Raw genomic sequence first — 18,406 nt, forward strand, 5'->3', positions numbered from 1 at the left:
TATAAAATAATATATTTTTCATCATCATAGCAGAACACTATAATAAAGAGAATTATAAATACATAAGAATCTGCAGGAGAAAGGGGAACTATAAATGAGCACACGAGAACCAATGGAAGAAATTATTACAGTCTCCAGCGGTCAGCTTAAGGGCACACGTCTGCCAGAACTTGGGGCGATTGCATGGTTAGGGATTCCTTATGCGGCCCCCCCCATAGATAAGCTCAGATGGAAGGCACCACGTGAGATAAAAGCTTGGACAGGTGTATTGCCTGCAAGCCATTTTAAGAATAACAGTGTCCAATTCATTCAAGGGGAACCTGGCGGCAGTGAAGATTGCCTCTTTTTGAATATTTGGCGACCGGATCATGCCGAGGCAGGCTTACCCGTATTCGTCTTCCTCCACGGCGGCGGAAATATTGGGGGTTCGGGACGGGATTTTCAAGGTGGAGAATTGGCGTGTAAGACAAATAGTATAGTGGTTACAGTGAACTACCGTTTAGGAGCAATGGGATTTTTCCGGCATCCCTCACTCCGAACCGGGGACCCCTTGGATGACTCGGGAAATTACGGTCTCCTCGATGTTCTTCATGCGCTAAAGTGGCTGCACAAAAACATTATTTGCTTTGGGGGGAATCCAGGAAATATAACATTAGGGGGCCAGTCTGCAGGTGCAAGAAATGCATTAGCTGCTTACCTTTCCCCGCTGGGCAGAGGGCTCTTTCATAAGCTCTTTATTATGAGCGGAGGTTTAACAACGGCTGCTACGAAGCAAAGCGAAGAAAAAGCAGACGACATTTTAACGGAGTTATTAATAAAAACAGGAATAGCCAGCACTCAAGATGAGGCGCGAGTATGGATTTCCACACAATCTGCGGATAAGATTTCCGACTTCCTATATCGTCAGAATGCCTTTCACTTTGTCGAAATCATTCGGGAGACTGGGCTTCAGATGGCTGCTTTTCCTCATTTGATCGAAGACGGCACGGTCATTCCTATTGGTGGCTTCGACAATCTAAATAACCGCGATCACCCTTCCCTGCCGATCATCCTAGGCAGCACTGCCAGCGAATTCTCCGAGTTCACTTTATGGGATACTCATTTCTTCTCCCTAGTGCAAAATGAAGAGTTAGCCGGAAATGTGGAAGAAAAGAAGCTCTATGAAGCATCAGTCCAATATGGGAGCGATCTGTATGCAGAATTTAATGTAGAGCAGACTACAGAGATATTTTTAACCGCAATTCCAGAGATGCCGATTTATGCTTACCGATTCGCCTGGGGGTTAAGAGACGGAGTGATCGATCCTTACATCCGTTTTCTTATTGGTGCCCCGCATGGTGCAGACATCCCCTTCTATACAGGTGACTTTTCCGGTGTCCAGGAAAGATTCCCTGCGGGAGTAATTTCCGAGCATAACGAGCCTGGGCGTAACATGCTTTCTTCCCTAATGAGGGACTATTTACGGCATTTCTTATATACCGGTAATCCTAATGCTGAGGGACAACCTACTTGGCAACGATACACCCCTAATCCCCGGTCTGCGGAAATTCTCTGGTTAGATGCTAGCCTGGATCAAACTATTGTTCAATCCGTCTGCAAACTTGTAAAAAAAGATATCCTGTCCCAAATGGACAATGATCCCCGTTTAGCAGCAGAACAGCGCATTTGGCTAAAAAACAATTTATTTGCGGGACGTTTTTTCTGGTAAGATAAATGATTGTAGAATTCACGCAGAGGAAGGAACATGCTGTTGTGCTAACTTACTTACTGCTCTTAGTCATCGGGCTAGCAGCTGGCATTTCCGGTTCATTGGTCGGACTTGGCGGCGGGTTCATCGTTGTGCCTGCGTTGGCTTTCCTTTTTCCTGACATGGAGCCTTCACATCTGGCTGGAACATCAATGGCGATGCTGCTTTTCAACTCCATCTCAAGCACTTATGTGTATGCAAAGCAGAAGAGAATCGATTATCAAGCAGCGCTCACCTTTGCCGCCGTCTCGATTCCGGGTTCAGTAATAGGTGCACTCTTTACCAAGCAAATGGGCGGGAGAATGTTTTTCGTAAGCTTCGGGATTTTCTTAATCCTTGTCGCTTTATTGCTCTTGTTCAAGCCGAACAAACCCTTCCATTGGCCTTTCAAACCAACCGTGAAGCGAAGCTTTTCCGATAATAGCGGTGCTCATTTCGAATATGCTTATCATATGCCTACCGGCATAATCATCAGTTTTCTTGTTGGCTTTGTAGCAAGCCTATTTGGGATTGGCGGCGGGAGTCTTATGGTTCCGACAATGACCTTACTTCTCGGCTTTGCCCCCCATATCGCTGTTGCAACTTCTATGCTTCAAATTTTCCTGTCAGCTATCGTAAGCACCACAACACATGCCTTTTTATTGAATGTTGAATGGTTTATGGTGTTAGCCCTAGCACCTGGCGCAATTATCGGTGGTCAAATTGGCGCACGCCTGGCAAAACGCCTTCCAGCCAAGCTGCTTCTAAAGCTATTAGCCGTTTTTCTCATCATCGTTTCGCTTCGTTTGATGATGAAAGGGTAGGTCATTATGTAAATAGTCCTGATGGATCATGAGTTTCTTGATCCTCAGGACTTTTTTATTGTGACTGTGGGAGTGATTCCTTGGCTAATTCTATCGAATTGTAAGTCTCTTCAGGATTTCTTTAGAATTCCCCCACCTAATTCCTCAGTTTTTTTAGTTAAGATTTCTGTATTGAAGTAAGCGAAGGAGGCGGCATATTGGCCAGTAATACCATCTTAGAGCTAATCAATCAGTATGGATATCTGATTTTTTATCTTGCTTTCACGTTAGGCCCTTTTGGAATTCCAATCCCTAATGAAATTACAATCCTCACTGGAGCTACCCTAAGCCACATGGGGATTATCAATTCCTGGATGACTTATTTCTGCATTTTATCAGGGCTATTAACGGCCTTTACGGTTGCCTACTTTGCAGGTAAATTCTTTGGGCAAAAGCTGAAGTGCAAATTTGAAGCTAATAGACATTTTAAAAAAGCAGAGCAGATTCTAAAAAAACGTGGGCGTACAGCTATGTATATCGGCATGTTTATTCCAGTTGTACGTTACATCATTCCCATGTTGATCGGGCTCAGCGGTACAAGCTATAAACGATTCGCCCTTATTTCATATCCCAGTGCTTTAAGTTGGACCTTACTGTTCTTTTTTGTAGGAACATACTTTGGAGATCACATCCTATCAAAATTAATAAACATCTAAATTAATTCTAAAATTATGGAGGAATTCCAAATGAGCTTCAATGAAAAACTCTTATTTTTAAGAAGTTTTATTCATGATCCAAAACAGGTAGGCAGTGTTACCCCGAGTTCCCGGTTTCTGGCACACAGCATGGTTAACCAAGCCCCTTGGCATAAAGTTAAAGCAGTCGCTGAACTTGGATCAGGTACGGGTGCAATCACCCGTGTAATCAATACTAAGGTAACTAGTACAACGAAAGTGTTACTATTTGAGATGGATAAAACCATGAGGAATAACCTAAAGACAAGCTATCCGGACTTTTCCTGTTATCATAATGCTGCTAGTTTAGTAGAAACAATTAAGAGTTCACATATTCATCAGTTAGATTGTATTTTTAGTGGGCTGCCCTTTTTCAATTTTGAGCCCGAATTAAGAAATACATTGGTTGAACAGATCTACCAATCCCTTAAACCTGAGGGATTATTTATCGCCTTTCAGTATTCACTTCAAATGAAGAAGCAACTCTCCGGATATTTTAATATTGATACAATAAAATATGTGCCATTTAATTTCCCTCCCGCTTTCGTCTACGTCTGTCGTAAAAGGGAAACATAATAAAATAAATATAGAAGAGGGGCAGCGTCCATTGAATACTATTCTTGTTGCAGATGATGATTCTGAAATTCGAGATGTGATTCATGTTTACTTAAGAAATGAAGGTTACCAAGTGCTTGAAGCTGCAGATGGTCAAGAGGCGTTGAGTACAATACAAACAACATCCATTCAACTGGTTATCCTGGATGTGATGATGCCTCAAATGGACGGTATCACAGCCTGTCTCAAAATTAGGGAAATATCAAATATCCCAATTATTATGCTCTCAGCCAAGCAAGAGGACATTGATAAAATCACAGGTCTAACTACCGGGGCAGACGATTACATGATCAAACCGTTTAATCCACTGGAACTACTGGCCCGTGTAAAAGCTCAGTTACGGCGTCAGTCCTTAGTTGGAAAGGAAGAATTCAACTCTCTGCTTATAATTAAAAACCTGATCATAGATAAAAATAAACATTCCGTAAAGTTAAATGGAATTGAAGTTTCATTAACTCCGCTAGAGTTTGCGATTTTAACCCTGCTTGCAAGCCGGCCTGGGCAAGTTTATAGTTCGGAGCAAATTTACGAGAGTGTATGGAAAGAGCCTTACGGATATTCTGACAATACCGTAATGGTTCATATTCGTAACTTAAGAGAAAAATTAGAGGAAAATCCAAGAGAACCTCTGTATATTAAGACAGTCTGGGGAGTTGGTTACAAAGTTGATTAAAATCATACGAAATCTACAAATAAATAAACGCATTCAATCCAATATCTTAATCAGGATGGTGTTGAGTTTCATAATTACCATTGCGATAAATACCTCACTTAGCATCTTGTTCTTTCATTTTGGAAATGCAACAAAATTGGATTGGGTGTTCAATTTTCTTGCCTACCTTCTTACTCCGATGTTTTTCATTATTTTCGTTATTACATTTTTTACATTGACCCGGCGAATCGTCAAAGATTTAATTGCGCTGGAACAAGGACTTCAGATTATATCCGAAGGTAATTTGAGTTATCGGGTAAATGTTGTGCGCCAAGATGAACTAGGACTGGTGGCTTTGAACATCAACCGGATGGCAGAGCGCTTAGAGCAACAGATCATCAAGGAACGCGAAATAGAAAAATCCAAGATGGAGATGATCACGGGGATTTCACACGACTTACGCACCCCTCTTACAAGTATTATCGGGTATATTGAGCTTTTACGTACAGAATCGTACCAAGATAAAAAAGAATACACACGTTTTATTCAAAACACCTATAACAAGGCGCTTCATTTGAAGAAACTCCTCGATGATTTGTTTGAATATACCCGACTTAATTCGGTGGACTCCCGTTTAAATCTGGAGAGAATCGATTTGTCGCAGCTTTTGAATCAGTTGTTATTCGAATTCGAACCGATCGCTCAAGAAAACAATGTCCACCTTATAAAAGATATAGATAAGAGTCCAATCATCACCTTAATCGACAGTGAGAAAATAGCCCGAGCCATAGATAATCTACTTATGAACGCCTTAAAATATTCCATCAGCCCGGGAAGCATTAGCATACGGATTACAACCGATTCTGAACACTGTACCATTGAGATTGCAAATAAAGGGACTCCCCTCTCACAGGATCAAGAAAACCGTCTATTTGAACGATTTTATAAGGTTGACCACTCAAGAAAAAGTCAGGGAATTCAAACCGGGGCAGGACTTGGTCTTTCGATAGCTAGGAATATTGCTGAGTTGCACAAGGGTACTTTAACGCTTAAACACACTCATGACGTCTTCACATTCCAACTGAGATTGCCTTTCGGAGAGGATTACTAATTGATTATGTCTGAATACTTACTTTTCTTACAAGGCTTCCTCAAAGATCCAAAGCGGGTAGGAAATATTCTACCCAGTTCGCCATTATTAGCCGATAAAATAGTTCAGTCTGTACAATGGCATAATGTAAATGCCGTTGCAGAGCTTGGAGCTGGTACAGGTGCTATTACACGTCTCATGACATCACAATTAAAGAATTCTACAAAAGTGCTTTTGTTTGAGCGGAATAAAAAAATGAGAGAACACTTAAAAGCAATTTATCCGGAATGCATTTTCCATTCCAACGCCAGCTACTTACTCAAGAAATTGAATCAGGAAGGCATCCGTGAGTTAGATTGCATAATTTGCGGATTACCATTTTTTAATTTTTCAAGTGAAATGCGTGACAAAATCCTACATCAGATTGTTAAGTCACTTAAACCAGGCGGAATTTTAGTTGCATATCAGCACTCGCTGCACATGAAAAAAAGATGGGCTAAACAACTGCTTATTGAGAAAATTGAATTTGTGCCTTACACTTTTCCTCCAACATTCGTATATATTTGTCGTAAAAAAGAATGACATATGAATATTCGAAAAATAGTAATTTCTAAAGAATATATAAGTATTGAGAATGGAAATGGCCAGGCCAATATGCAGCCAATACTGTTGCAAGATTATAAAAAAAGTCCTGATGATCAAGATTATCTTGATTATCAGGACTGGATTTACTGCGAGAAAACTACGTTCCAAACGGTGACAATTTATCCCCGCTGTCTCATTCCCTCAAACAGCAATATCGTCGCCGCCATTGCGGCGTTCAGCGATTCCGCGCGGCCTGCCATCGGGATGATGATACTCTTGTCCACGAGACGCGCCGTTTCCGGTGAGATGCCTTTACCCTCGCTGCCAATCAGCAGCCACTGGGTGCCGTGGAAATCGTGCTCATAGCACGATTCTTCGCCCTGCAGCGAAGTGCTCACCAGCAGCGCCCCATTTTCCCGGGCCTGTGGCAAAATCTCACTTAACTCTCCCTCCACCACCGGAAGATGGAACATCGAGCCCATCGTGGACCGGATGGTCTTTGGATTATAGAGGTCGGCACAGCCTTGTCCGAGGATCACGCCGTCTGCTCCCGCTGCATCCGCGCTGCGGATAATGGTGCCGACATTGCCGGGATCCTGCACGCCGTCCAGCACAACCACAAAACTGTCCTTCTTCGCTAGGATAGCTTCTACAGCCTGCTGTTCCTTCCGCACGATGGCAAACACAGGCTGCGGCGTATTGGTGCTGCTGCATTTTGAGATGATCGCCGCCGAGACACCAATCACTTCCATTCCCTGAACGGCCTGAAGCAGCCCCTTAAGTTCAGCTGGCATTCCCTTGTCGAGGTCATAAGCAAGGCATTCCACATCTGCTTCAGCCAGCAGTGCTTCCTGAACCAGGTGAACGCCCTCTACGATATATTTACGAGCCTTGTCACGATGCTTTTTCTCCTGCAGCCCGGCCCACTCTTTAACCCGCGTATTTTGCGGAGACATGATTTCCATAAAGTCTTCCTTTCTTCTGCCTTGCCATTTATTCTTTGTTCCTACTGATACGCCATCTCCAGCTTCGTCAAATTATCCTTATGCCCAACAATAACAAGGATATCGCCATCGATCAGGCGATCCTCTGCACGGGGAGAGATGTTCATTTCTTCACCTTGGCGGATGGCCATTACATTGCAGCCAAATCTTGCGCGGATGTCGAGCTCCTGTAGATTTTTTCCGAGCATCGGTCCGGATACCTTCATATCCAGAATACTGTAGTCCGGCGACAGCTCAATATAATCCAATATATTAGGCGAAGCAAGATGATGCGCAACCCGCATTCCCATATCCCGTTCAGGATAAATCACCTTGTCCGCACCAATTTTGCTTAATACTTTGCCGTGCAGTTCACCTTTGGCTTTTGCCAGAATTGCAGGCACACCCAGGTCTTTTAGGATAAGTGTTGTCAGGATGCTAGCTTGAATGTCCTCGCCAATGGCTACAACCACCACATCAAAATTGCGAATACCAAGGGCACGCAGCGCCTCCTCATCCGTGGAATCTGCAGATACGGCATGAGTTACAATACTTGAAATCTCCTGTGTTCGCTGCTCGTCAGCATCAATCGCAAGTACATCAAACCCCATGCCGCTGAGCGCTTTAGCAACACTAGATCCGAAACGCCCCATACCGATGACGGCATATTGTTTTTTGGCCATGTCTATGTACCTCCCGTAGCATTCTATATCTCAAACAGTATAGCATAAGCCAAGAAGAAACGTCATTGCCGTCCTTTATGGATGACAACCGTTTCTCGTAGAAATATAAGGATGATATATATGTGTCAAACTTATACTATCTTATATTTGGACAAAAACTTGAATTTCCAGCTCCTTTGCAGGGCACATTATAACGAGGTCAATATCACTATATTTTCAAAAAAGGAGGTACATTATGCCCGTTACCATTGACTTGCGCCAGGCGATTCTTCATAAAGTGCACGGTCAATCTGAAGAGGATTTACGTCACATGATTGAAGGCTCTGTGGACGGTCCGGAGGCAGCACTCCCGGGACTTGGCGCCGTGTTCGAAATGATCTGGAAGGATTTAGACCCCGCTAAGCAAGATAGGTTGGTTACCATGCTACATGATCACCTGGAGACCATTACCCCTGGGAATATCACATCGTAAACTGACCGCAACTAGTCAAAAACCTCCGCTCACCATGGTGTAACTTCACCTATGGAGGCGGAGGTTTTATTTTAACATTCAGAAAGTTATAGCGTCCTAATTATAGTAATGCTTTTGGAGCCATTTCCAGGAATTTAGCTGTCGGGTTCTTATCCATCGCTGTCCGCATAGCATATTCGTTCTCGAACAACACGACAAAATTGCCCTTCTTATCCGTCACCAACGTTGAGTTGATTCTGAATTTGCTCGCATCCGGCTTAGTATCATCTACGATCCAACGTGCAAACTGGTATGGCATTCTCTGCAACTGAACATCCACACCATATTCACCCTTCATGCGGTACTCAAACACTTCAAACTGCAGTTGTCCAACTACACCAAGCAAAATATCGTCAAAGTTGACCGTGCGGAACACCTGGATCATGCCCTCTTCAGTCAGCTGATCGACACCCTTCTGGAACTGCTTCGATTTCAACGCATTTTTAATACTCACTTTAGCAAAAATCTCTGGTGAGAACGTTGGCAGCTCATCGAATTCCATATCTCCTGCTTGGCTCAATGTATCACCAATTCTAAAAATACCTGGATCAAACAGACCGATGATATCTCCCGGATAAGCTTCCTCTACGATATCGCGGTCTTGCGCCAAAAATTGCTGCGGTTGCGCCAGCTTGATATCTTTACCGGCACGTACATGCTTCACGCTCATACCCCGTTCGAATTTCCCGGACACAATACGCAGAAAAGCAATCCGGTCACGGTGAGCCGGGTTCATATTCGCTTGAATTTTGAACACATAACCAGTGAATTTCTCATTCGTTGGTTCTACTACCCCTGTAGTACTGCGGCGTGGTTCAGGCTTCGGTGCCAGATCCAAGAAATTATCGAGGAAAGTCTGTACGCCAAAATTGTTGATCGCACTGCCAAAGAACACAGGTGTGAGTTCACCACTTAATACTTTTTCATAGTCAAAAGCATCGCCTGCTACATCCAGCAGCTCCAGATCCTGACACAGTTGATCATGCAGATACTCTCCAGCCATTTCACGAATGATTGGATCACGGTATCCGTCAACCTTTTGAACCTTGATTATGGAGTGATCGTCACCTTGGAACAGCTCTACCTGATTTTTCATCCGGTCATATACGCCGCATAGCTCACGTCCACTACCGATCGGCCAGTTCATTGGCACAGAACGAATACCAAGAACCTGCTCCAGCTCTTCCATCAGATCAAACGGGCTACGTCCTTCACGGTCCAGCTTGTTAATAAAGGTAAAGATCGGAATGCCCCGTTTAGCACATACCTGAAACAGTTTGGTAGTTTGGGCTTCCACACCTTTTGCCACGTCAATAAGCATGACCGCACTATCCGCTGCAGTTAGGGTACGATAGGTGTCCTCACTGAAGTCTTGGTGACCCGGTGTATCCAAAATGTTCACGCGATGATTCAAATAATCAAACTGCATTACGGAAGACGTTACAGAAATCCCCCGCTGCTTCTCAATTTCCATCCAGTCACTCGTCGCATGTTTATTCGCTTTACGGGCCTTAACCGTTCCCGCCAGACGGATCGCGCCACCGAATAACAGCAGCTTCTCCGTTAAAGTTGTTTTACCCGCATCCGGGTGGGAAATGATCGCAAAGGTTCTGCGTCTATCCACTTCCTTTTGCAGCTTCTGATCTATTGCTTTGTTCATTACACATATCCCTTCATATATAAAATTCCTGCTTCTGCTTCAATTACACTGGGGTTCATCAAATCGGTGCTCTGCTCATTGTTCATACCCCTTCATTTCTGAATGAATAGCTCTTAGGTCTAGCTCCAGTCCGCTTCAAGTGAAAGCATCCTCTAAAGTATATCAAAATCCGGCAGACATTATCTACTAAAAAGCGCGTGCCGCAAAATATCTCCCGAATGGTCTGGATTATGATCCCCACATATCATTGCTCAAAAAAATAGATGTATTTCCTACACTTACTTGAAGTATTAGCATTTTCATTAGCCTTTAGTTGCATTTGATGCAATTAAAATTAAGTTGTGCACGCTTTTCTGCCTTATCCGGTGATTATAGTTGCAGAAAATACATCTAAAAGACTAATCACAACGAGATAAGCGATTTTAATTGTACAAAGTGCAGTTATTAGAAAAGTGCCCAGATCCCCCAAACACCGTCTGAAGTCCAATCTTTTAGATCTTAGCATTACAAAAAATCTCCCTGCATCCTCTGCAGGGAGATAGCATTAACTCAAGGTTTAGTTATTCTTCAGCCAAACCACATTATCTTCATCTTGGCCGTTTACAGGCCACCAATGGAAACCTTCTTTAGCAAGCAGTTCATCTGCTTCCACTGGACCCCAAGAGCCAGCAGGATAAGAAGATAAGTCGCTAGACTCTTCGCTCCATGCTTTCGCAATACGATCCACGAACGACCATGCCGAGGATACCTCATCCCAACGAGTGAAATAAGTTGAATCTCCGCGTGCCGCATCATGTAGCAAGCGCTCATATGCTTCCGGAGAATTGATTCCAACCAGGCAGCTCTGACAGAAGTCCATAGCCAGCGGTTGAATCTCAGACTCGGAACCCGGTTTCTTGGCATTAATCTTTACGTAAATGCCTTCCATTGGGTTCACACGGATTACAAGGAGGTTAGGCTCAAGTTTATGCTTTTGTCCCAAATAAACGTTGGTTGGCATACCTTTGAACTCAACTACCACTTCCGTCGTCTTCACCGGGAGACGTTTACCTGTACGGATGTAGAAAGGAACTCCAGCCCAGCGGAAGTTATCTACAAATACACGGGCAGCAAAATACGTCTCTGTATTCGACTCAGGATCAACCTTATCTTCCTGACGGTAAGCAGGAAGGGTTTTGCCTTGGTGTAAGCCTTGAGTATATTGTGCTCTTACGACATTCTCACGAACCTCATCAGATGTCGCATAAGGACGAAGGGAACGAAGTACCTTCACTTTCTCATCACGAATATCTTCTGCGAGCAGACGGCTTGGTGGTTCCATAGCAATCATAGTCAGCAGTTGCAGTATATGATTCTGGCCCATGTCCCGTAAGGCTCCCGCATGGTCATAGTAACCACCGCGTTCTTCTACACCTACGGTTTCGCCAAGTGTAATTTGAATATTGGCAATATGTTTATTATTCCAGAGCGGTTCGAAAAAAGCATTAGCAAAACGAATCACTTCGATATTCTGTACCATTTCTTTACCAAGATAGTGGTCAATCCGGTAAATTTCCTCTTCTTTGAAGACCTGACGAATCTGTTCGTTCAGCTGTTCAGCCGACTCCAGATTATAGCCAAAAGGCTTCTCAATTACGAGGCGATTCCAACCCGTACTATCCAGCATCCCGCCAGCTTTAAGGTTGAAGGAGACACTGCCGAATAATTCAGGCGCCAGCGCAAGATAGAACATCCGATTGCCCGGAATACTGAATTTCTCTTCAAGAACTTCAGTTTGTGCTCTTAGCTCGCGGAAACCATCAATATTGTTTATGTCCAGAGATTTGTATTCGAAATGCTGTACAAATTCATTCCATTCGCTCTCTTCTCCCGCTTTGTAACGGCAGAATTCAAGGATGGATTCCTTCACATCACTTCTAAATTCTTCCTGAGTACGCGGGCGCCGCGCCACGCCAATTACCGCAAAATCTTGTGCCAGCTTACCTTCACGGTACAAGCTGTAAATCGCCGGGAAAAGCTTACGCCGGGCTAAGTCTCCGGTTGCCCCAAAGATAAAAAAGACAGCACCGGGTGTGTGCAGTGCATCAAGGGTTTGATTTTCAGCCATGGCTCCTCATCTTTCTGTATGTAATATAGTTTATTGACATGCTCAGCGTCGATACTAACATAAGGTGAATAACGACGTTATGTCATTTTAGCATATTCCTAAAAAGGATGCTATCACATTCCTGACAAATACTCTCGGGATTTCGCAAATTTCAATTAATATTTCTTATTATTAACTATATCTGCGCTTATATAAGAGAAAAATGTCAATATTCGATGGTTATTAAAGGAAAGCCTATAGTTACGCGGTTTGTCCCCTTCTGATCTTCATGATGCACTGCGATTTGGGCAGAAACTGACTGATTTCCACTCATCACAGAGCGATTCAAATTAGGAATCGAATACGTACGGCTAACCGTTGAGATATCCTTGTAGCTTTCTCCTCCGGTCACAGCTTCAAACCGGTCATGCATCAATGACTCCGTCTGTGCTAGAACTTTTTCAGGTGCTCCCTGTTCTTGCGCGCTTCCTTGAAGGGATACATTCCATTCGGCCTTAATTTTATTCTGTTCAAGAATCATACTTACTTCACGAGCAGCCGCTTGAAAGCCAGCTTCATTTTGCAGATCAGCCGTATCTAACGTTACAATCACATAACTGTTTCCTGCACTAAGCTCACTCCAAAATAAGGAGAGCCGCGATTCATATGGTTTTACAGCTTCTGTACGATAAGTCATATGTCCATCTTCCTCAGTACCTGACGGTACATTCAATCCGAGACTTGTGCTTAACTTAGCAACTTCGGCAGACAGATCCGCGTAATTGCTGCTTTCTCCCTGCCACTTTAACACTAGACGCAGCGGTGAACCAGAAACCGTCGTTTCTTTTCCAAGATCTATTAAACTCCCAAGAGCATGATTTAGTTCGGCTCCTGTTGAAGCTTGGTTAACGCCCTCATCAAGAACGGTTGAATTCGCTTTAACACTTTGCAGATTAACTAGCAGAGCCGCAGCGCAGCACACGATTATCATTATAAAAAAAGTCCCTTTTTTTGTTCCGTTGTTCAGCTTCATCTTCCGCATATGTCATTCTCCCTTCGAACCTCTCTAGCAATCTACTAGACAGTATGTTCGAATTAGGAGATTCTATACCTGAAATATTCCCACAAAGAGAGGGATTTGTTTCAATGCGTACTCAGATACTTTGCGGAGGCCCCAAAACTACTTTCTTATATTATAAAAAAAGACTGAAGCAGAGGCTTCAGTCCTTTGTTGTTATTCAGCTAGTCCATTTTTATATGCATAAATTGCTGCTTGGGTCCGGTCTTCCACGCCCAGCTTCGCGAGAATATTCGTTACATGAAATTTCACAGTTTTGATTCCAATAATTAGTTGATCAGCAATATCCTGATTCGATTTACCCTGCGCCAACAGACGTAATACTTCCATCTCGCGCTCCGTAAGCTCTTTATAAGCAGGTGATTCTCCTTTTGCATTGTTTCGAAAACGGTTCATCATTTTAGAGGCCACCTGTGACTCGAGCACGGACTGTCCTCTTGCCGCAGCGCGGATCGCATCCGCCACTTCACTAGCCCGCGAAGTCTTCAGCAGATAACTAAAGGCACCCGCTTCAATAACAGGATACATCTTTTCATCATCCAAATAGCTTGTAAGAACAATAACTTTGATCTCTGGGTATTGCTTCATCAGCTGTTTAGTCGTTTCTATGCCATCCATCCCATCCATTACGAGATCCATTAAGACCACATCGGGATTGTACTCTTGAGCCAGCCGAATACCTTCTTCTCCACTTCCAGCCTCACCTACGACCTCAATTCCATCCTCGGTACCTAAAACAGCTGCTAGCCCGATCCGTACCATCTCATGATCATCTACGAGTAGTACTTTAATTGCTTCCTCCATCTCCATGGTTACTCTTTCCTCCTATTATTCATTGACTAACGGAACGGTAATTTCAATACGCATCCCTTTACCCGGAGCGGTAATGAACTGAATGGAGCCTCCGATTTCATTAATCCGCTCCTGCATGTTCGACAAACCATAGGAAGCTTGTTTGGTGTCGTCCATCTCAAAGCCGATCCCATCATCACGCAACGTCAAGCGAACTGTATCTCCCCGTCTATGCAGCCGGATTTCTATTTTTTCTGCTTTCGCATGACGAAGTGTATTAGAAATCGCCTCTTGGACGATACGGAACAAGTGATTCTCTACCCCTTTTAACAGCTGAACATCAGGGTCCATCTCAAATACAATTTCGATCGGTACCTTGACCTTAAGCTCCTTGATCAATTCCTGCAGACCTTGTTCGAGTCCCTTTCCTTCCAAATAAACAGGTCTCAAATGCAGCAGCAACGCCCTCATCTCCGATTGGGCTACGGCAGACATTTCTTCTATAAGCGCAATTTGCCGCTGGGCTTTATCGAAATCTTTCTCCAACGTCCGGCCTACCGCCGTGGCAGTCATGGAGATTGCAAATAGCTGCTGGGAAACAGCGTCGTGCAGTTCACGCGCAAGCCGCTGCCGTTCCTCCATAATAGCAGATACCCGCGCCTGCTCCGCAAGCTTCGCGTTATTCGTGGACAACCGCTGCAGCGTCGTCACTTGATTCTCCCATTTGCCGCTAATCCGGCCAAGCTGTTCTCCGAGCCTTCCCAGCTCATCATCACCTAGATCCGGCATGGACAGCGTCAAATTTCCCTTTTCCCATAATACGAGGGTCTGCCTAAGACGTTCCAACTGTCGCTTCACACGGAAGCTCTGATAAAAGCCATAACCAATCCCAAAACCCATAGGCAGAAGAATTAGGGTAACGGCTGTCCGCACGCCAAATTTCCAGCTTTCAAAAGGCTTCAAATAGCCATATGTATACATGACATACATTATCACAAGCAGCATGACAAAAGAGAACAGAGCCCCCTCACCCATGCTGCGTGATATCATGTTTTTGTTCTTTTTTTCCATACGGGGACTCTCCCTTCTCTATCAAGCTTATCAGGATAAACGTACATCTAGATCTCCCATTAAATAAGAAACACTAAATTTCACTTTGTATTCACTGCTGTCATAATTGGCTGATTTCCAATTCAGACGGTTTAACATTCCTGTATCCCGCTGGTTGCCGAATTCAATGGACCCGAAGAGAACAAAAGCTTCAATTTCCACGCCGTAATCATCGGACAGGTTAATGTCCATATCGCCAAAAATCCCTTGAAACAGCATGACCGTTTCCTTATGATCCGCCATAGCTAATGAAAGATCCACATCGGCCTCACCCAGTACATGCCAAGAGCTAAGGCTGTGCATCACCCAAGGTGAGCGGTCCCAGTCAAATCTGGATGAAAAGTTCTGCTTCTGCATAAACCCTTCCTTGCGCTGCACTCTTTTGGATTTGGTGAAAAACATCCCAAGTGAGATTAAGCAAATCCCCAGCACGAGCACCAAATGGTCCAGCAAAAGCAATACAGCACCTATCCCGAGCAGTTTATAGCCCTGCTTTACTTTGCCTGATGTCGTACGGTAGACGCCCAGCAGCAGGAACAGAAGCGCGACAATGGAGAAAAAGCCGAGCCATCTACCAAAAATCATCATGCAGCCAACAGCAATCAGTCCGATGGCAATCAAACGGTTTCTTTTATCCATTCCGCACCTCCTAAAAGTTTTGCGAAGCAAAACTCATTTTATAATATCGGATAGATATCCGTCACTATGAGGAATATTATCACCGTTAAATATTATAGCTAGCCGCTATAAAAGCCATATCGGTATGGAGATCCATACCGTATGGCTTCTTCTTGTCCAGCATATCATATCCGTCCAAGTTTTAGGAACAGGATTTATTGTTCTTTTTTGTTTAGAGAAGGAGCCGCAGGTGTATCGTTCAGCTTGTTTTTCAGTAGCGCCAATTGCTCATCCACTTTCAGTTGCTTCTCAACATCAACGGGTTTGCTATAAGCAGCAGATGGGCTGTAAGGTGCACGCATTACATCTGCTTCAGCCTCAAGCTGCATAATTTTCTCTTCCATCCGGTGGAATCCGAGTGATGCACTGCCACTTTCAATGGAATGTACACTGCTGATTTGCGACATTTGTTTTTTGGCTTTAGCCATTTGAGCACGGGATACAAGCTCATTACGTTTGTTGCGCAGCTTGTAGAACTCATCCTTCATGTCATGCAGTTGTTGCACCAATTCCTTAGCGTGTACTTCAGCTTGTGCGTGAAGATCACTGTATTCCACTTGCTTTTGGTCAAAGTAGATTTTTTCTTCCAACAGCTTGCGAGTTACTTCTTCTTGGCCATTTTTCAGTGCCAGTTCAGCTTGTGATCCACGTTGTGCAGACATTTTTGCTGCTTCTTCCACACGTTGCTTCATACGGCGTTCGTTAGCCATTTGTTTAGCAACTGTTACTTCCGCTTCGTGAATCTCAGCCTCCATATCGCGCAGATATTGGTTAAGCATTACGATTGGGTCCTCTACCTTATCCAACAAGTCATTTACCGACGCTTTAGTCATATCTTTAATTCTTTGAAATACTCCCATGATTTACAATTCCCCTTTCTCATATTTAGACAGTTTTTGTTTGAGTTCTTCTACTTCTTTTTGCAAAGCCTTCTTCTCAATATCCTTCATCATCGCATCCAAACCGGAGTCCGGTGCCGAATAAGCGTTGTTCTTCTCAAAATTAGGATTGTAATTTGGCTGGCGTCCATAAGGTCCATATCCGCCAGTAGCTTGTGGTCCGTGTCCATGTTCCGGTCTGCCTGAGTAGGGTCCGCCGTATGGGCCACCCGGTGCCCCAGGCCCTGGTCCAAAAGGATTATAATGCGTCGGTTCCTTAGGAATGACCATTGCTGCAATGAAGTATACCGGAATCACCGCACCACCTGTGAACGGAATGCTGACCAGTAATAGAATCCGGAATAACGTGGAATCAATACCGAGTGTCTCAGATAATCCACCTGCAAGACCCGTCATCACTTTATCTCTAGTTGAACGATACAATCGACTCATAGCGTTACTCCTTTCCACCATTGTTCAGTTTCTCCTTTAGGCGAGCCATTTCTCTTTCGAGTACGGTCGCTACGGTCTCACCCGCTTGCACCGCATATTCCTGTCCCATGCGCCGCAAATCACGCAAGCTCTTTGCTTCTAATTCCCAATCCGACATCTGATCCTCCAGACGTCCGAACATTTTGGGAACATCACCACCATTGCCATAAGCACTGGCTCTTTGATTCATGCGTTGCTGCAATCGCAGCGACTCCATTCGTGCCGAATAATACTGACGTTTGCTGTACACCGTTTGATACTCTATTTTCAGCTCATTCAGCTGTGCTTCAAGTTCAAACAAGGATTGCTTGCTCTGTTCTAGCAGCCCGCTGTATTGCTCCAGTTTTTCCTCGTGAATGATTTTTTCTTGTAAAGCCAGCTTCGCGAGATGATCCTCGCCTGCTTTCAGTGCCAACAACGCCTGTTCTTCACGTTTGTTTCTCATGGCAGTTGCTTGGTTCACTTGCTGCTGCAATTGCTTCGTGTGGGAAGCATATTGCTGGTACAGCCTTTCAGCTTCACTGATTTCCTCACGGGTTGAATGTAGAAATTGATCAATTAGTTTCACGGGATCTTGGCTTTGCTCCAGACGTTCATTTAGATTAGCTACAGTAATATCCCTCATGCGACGAAAAACACTCATGATCTCCTGCTCCCTCCCTGCTTCTTGTTTAAGTACATTGCTTCTTAATAAGTACCATTATTACTTCTGCCCTTTAATGCTGATACGCCCCAGACGATCAACGCCACTCCTAGAAGTGGTCCAATGATCCAGGAAAGCTTCGCGATCAGGGACATCACACCAATGAACATCAGCACCCAACCGATAATCTTGCGTCCGCTCTTAATCCCGTAGTACCCGAGAACAACCAGCAATACCGGGAAAAGTAATCTGAACATTCCGTGGATCAGAGGAAGCGCAATGCCGAGCAGCATAACCGCACCAATCACAATCAGTACAACCGCTAATCCGTTTCCTTGTCTTCTTTGCATTTTTTCTCACCGCCTTTCGTTGTCCTTAACCTTATAGCCTTATTCTAGGGTAAATCGCAGACTTTCAAAACAGACCAACGACGGTTTTTCGTACTGGACCTTAGTCGAGGTAGCTGTACGACTACAGACCACTGTTGGGCTAGTTGTAGGTCATAACCAACCTTTTCACATATAAAAAGGGGATGCGCCCCCATCGAAAATTGAAAGGACACCACCCTACATAGGTGATGTCCTTTTGAACTTTCCTTTATGGTTTA

The 18,406-nt window shown here is 44.1% G+C and carries 20 protein-coding genes; 8 read left to right on the top strand and 12 right to left on the bottom strand.

Annotation, left to right across the window (positions count from 1 at the left end; all coding sequences use genetic code 11):
* Window positions 1-94 precede the first annotated feature (94 nt).
* The 7 genes from NYE35_RS26765 to NYE35_RS26795 all read left to right on the top strand — a co-directional run bounded on the left by NYE35_RS26765 (window position 95) and on the right by NYE35_RS26795 (window position 6,202).
* Window positions 95-1,708: a carboxylesterase family protein gene (locus NYE35_RS26765; RefSeq protein ID WP_094901833.1), complete on the top strand. Its 1,614-nt coding sequence runs from the start codon at window positions 95-97 to the stop codon at window positions 1,706-1,708.
* 44 nt (window positions 1,709-1,752) lie between these two features.
* The gene (locus NYE35_RS26770) at window positions 1,753-2,550 is read left to right on the top strand and encodes a sulfite exporter TauE/SafE family protein (RefSeq protein WP_036685644.1); all 798 of its coding nucleotides are present in this window, start codon (window positions 1,753-1,755) and stop codon (window positions 2,548-2,550) included.
* Between the two features lie 197 nt (window positions 2,551-2,747).
* A complete protein-coding gene (locus tag NYE35_RS26775; RefSeq protein WP_076220537.1) occupies window positions 2,748-3,245 on the top strand; it encodes a DedA family protein in 498 nt (165 codons plus the stop codon).
* A 30-nt stretch (window positions 3,246-3,275) separates the two neighbouring features.
* Window positions 3,276-3,839 carry a class I SAM-dependent methyltransferase gene (locus NYE35_RS26780; protein ID WP_094901835.1) on the top strand — a complete coding sequence of 188 codons (564 nt, stop codon included), beginning with the start codon at window positions 3,276-3,278 and terminating at the stop codon, window positions 3,837-3,839.
* Window positions 3,840-3,870: 31 nt separating this feature from the next.
* Complete coding sequence (locus NYE35_RS26785; RefSeq protein ID WP_076104866.1) at window positions 3,871-4,551, top strand: response regulator transcription factor; 681 nt, start codon at window positions 3,871-3,873, stop codon at window positions 4,549-4,551.
* 55 nt (window positions 4,552-4,606) lie between these two features.
* The gene (locus NYE35_RS26790) at window positions 4,607-5,641 is read left to right on the top strand and encodes a sensor histidine kinase (RefSeq protein ID WP_094901852.1); all 1,035 of its coding nucleotides are present in this window, start codon (window positions 4,607-4,609) and stop codon (window positions 5,639-5,641) included.
* Window positions 5,642-5,647: 6 nt separating this feature from the next.
* The gene (locus NYE35_RS26795; protein WP_081383878.1) at window positions 5,648-6,202 is read left to right on the top strand and encodes a class I SAM-dependent methyltransferase; all 555 of its coding nucleotides are present in this window, start codon (window positions 5,648-5,650) and stop codon (window positions 6,200-6,202) included.
* Window positions 6,203-6,384: 182 nt separating this feature from the next.
* Here the strand turns inward: NYE35_RS26795 and NYE35_RS26800 are convergent, their stop codons facing one another.
* Together NYE35_RS26800 and NYE35_RS26805 are read right to left on the bottom strand one after the other, a co-directional pair.
* On the bottom strand, window positions 6,385-7,170 hold the full coding sequence (locus NYE35_RS26800) for a TrmH family RNA methyltransferase (RefSeq protein ID WP_076104864.1): 786 nt from the start codon (window positions 7,168-7,170) through the stop codon (window positions 6,385-6,387).
* A gap of 41 nt (window positions 7,171-7,211) precedes the next feature.
* Complete coding sequence (locus NYE35_RS26805) at window positions 7,212-7,871, bottom strand: potassium channel family protein (protein ID WP_036685517.1); 660 nt, start codon at window positions 7,869-7,871, stop codon at window positions 7,212-7,214.
* A gap of 235 nt (window positions 7,872-8,106) precedes the next feature.
* On the opposite strand from NYE35_RS26805, the gene NYE35_RS26810 reads away from it, so the two are divergent.
* On the top strand, window positions 8,107-8,343 hold the full coding sequence (locus NYE35_RS26810; protein ID WP_036685520.1) for a small acid-soluble spore protein SspI: 237 nt from the start codon (window positions 8,107-8,109) through the stop codon (window positions 8,341-8,343).
* A gap of 100 nt (window positions 8,344-8,443) precedes the next feature.
* Here the strand turns inward: NYE35_RS26810 and NYE35_RS26815 are convergent, their stop codons facing one another.
* From NYE35_RS26815 to NYE35_RS26860, 10 genes are all read right to left on the bottom strand, one after another.
* Entirely contained in the window at window positions 8,444-10,042 is a 1,599-nt protein-coding gene (locus tag NYE35_RS26815; protein ID WP_036685523.1) for a peptide chain release factor 3, read from the bottom strand.
* Window positions 10,043-10,598: 556 nt separating this feature from the next.
* Entirely contained in the window at window positions 10,599-12,149 is a 1,551-nt protein-coding gene (gene zwf / locus NYE35_RS26820) for a glucose-6-phosphate dehydrogenase (RefSeq protein ID WP_076272253.1), read from the bottom strand.
* Between the two features lie 205 nt (window positions 12,150-12,354).
* Window positions 12,355-13,170 carry a YwmB family TATA-box binding protein gene (locus tag NYE35_RS26825; protein WP_076272252.1) on the bottom strand — a complete coding sequence of 272 codons (816 nt, stop codon included), beginning with the start codon at window positions 13,168-13,170 and terminating at the stop codon, window positions 12,355-12,357.
* Window positions 13,171-13,362: 192 nt separating this feature from the next.
* Window positions 13,363-14,016, bottom strand: coding sequence for a response regulator (locus tag NYE35_RS26830; protein WP_036685532.1), 654 nt, complete (start codon window positions 14,014-14,016; stop codon window positions 13,363-13,365).
* 18 nt (window positions 14,017-14,034) lie between these two features.
* The gene (locus NYE35_RS26835; RefSeq protein WP_036685535.1) at window positions 14,035-15,069 is read right to left on the bottom strand and encodes a sensor histidine kinase; all 1,035 of its coding nucleotides are present in this window, start codon (window positions 15,067-15,069) and stop codon (window positions 14,035-14,037) included.
* 30 nt (window positions 15,070-15,099) lie between these two features.
* A complete protein-coding gene (gene liaF, locus NYE35_RS26840; RefSeq protein ID WP_036685537.1) occupies window positions 15,100-15,747 on the bottom strand; it encodes a cell wall-active antibiotics response protein LiaF in 648 nt (215 codons plus the stop codon).
* Window positions 15,748-15,941: 194 nt separating this feature from the next.
* Window positions 15,942-16,646, bottom strand: a complete 705-nt coding sequence (locus tag NYE35_RS26845) for a PspA/IM30 family protein (protein ID WP_036685540.1) — start codon at window positions 16,644-16,646, stop codon at window positions 15,942-15,944.
* Window positions 16,647-16,649: 3 nt separating this feature from the next.
* A complete protein-coding gene (locus NYE35_RS26850; RefSeq protein WP_036685653.1) occupies window positions 16,650-17,117 on the bottom strand; it encodes a PspC domain-containing protein in 468 nt (155 codons plus the stop codon).
* 4 nt (window positions 17,118-17,121) lie between these two features.
* Window positions 17,122-17,799, bottom strand: a complete 678-nt coding sequence (locus NYE35_RS26855; RefSeq protein ID WP_036685541.1) for a PspA/IM30 family protein — start codon at window positions 17,797-17,799, stop codon at window positions 17,122-17,124.
* 44 nt (window positions 17,800-17,843) lie between these two features.
* Window positions 17,844-18,149: a LiaF transmembrane domain-containing protein gene (locus tag NYE35_RS26860; RefSeq protein ID WP_036685544.1), complete on the bottom strand. Its 306-nt coding sequence runs from the start codon at window positions 18,147-18,149 to the stop codon at window positions 17,844-17,846.
* Between the last annotated feature and the right edge of the window lie 257 nt (window positions 18,150-18,406).

The organism is Paenibacillus sp. FSL L8-0494 (assembly GCF_038003695.1).
Classification (GTDB): domain Bacteria; phylum Bacillota; class Bacilli; order Paenibacillales; family Paenibacillaceae; genus Paenibacillus_AQ; species Paenibacillus_AQ odorifer.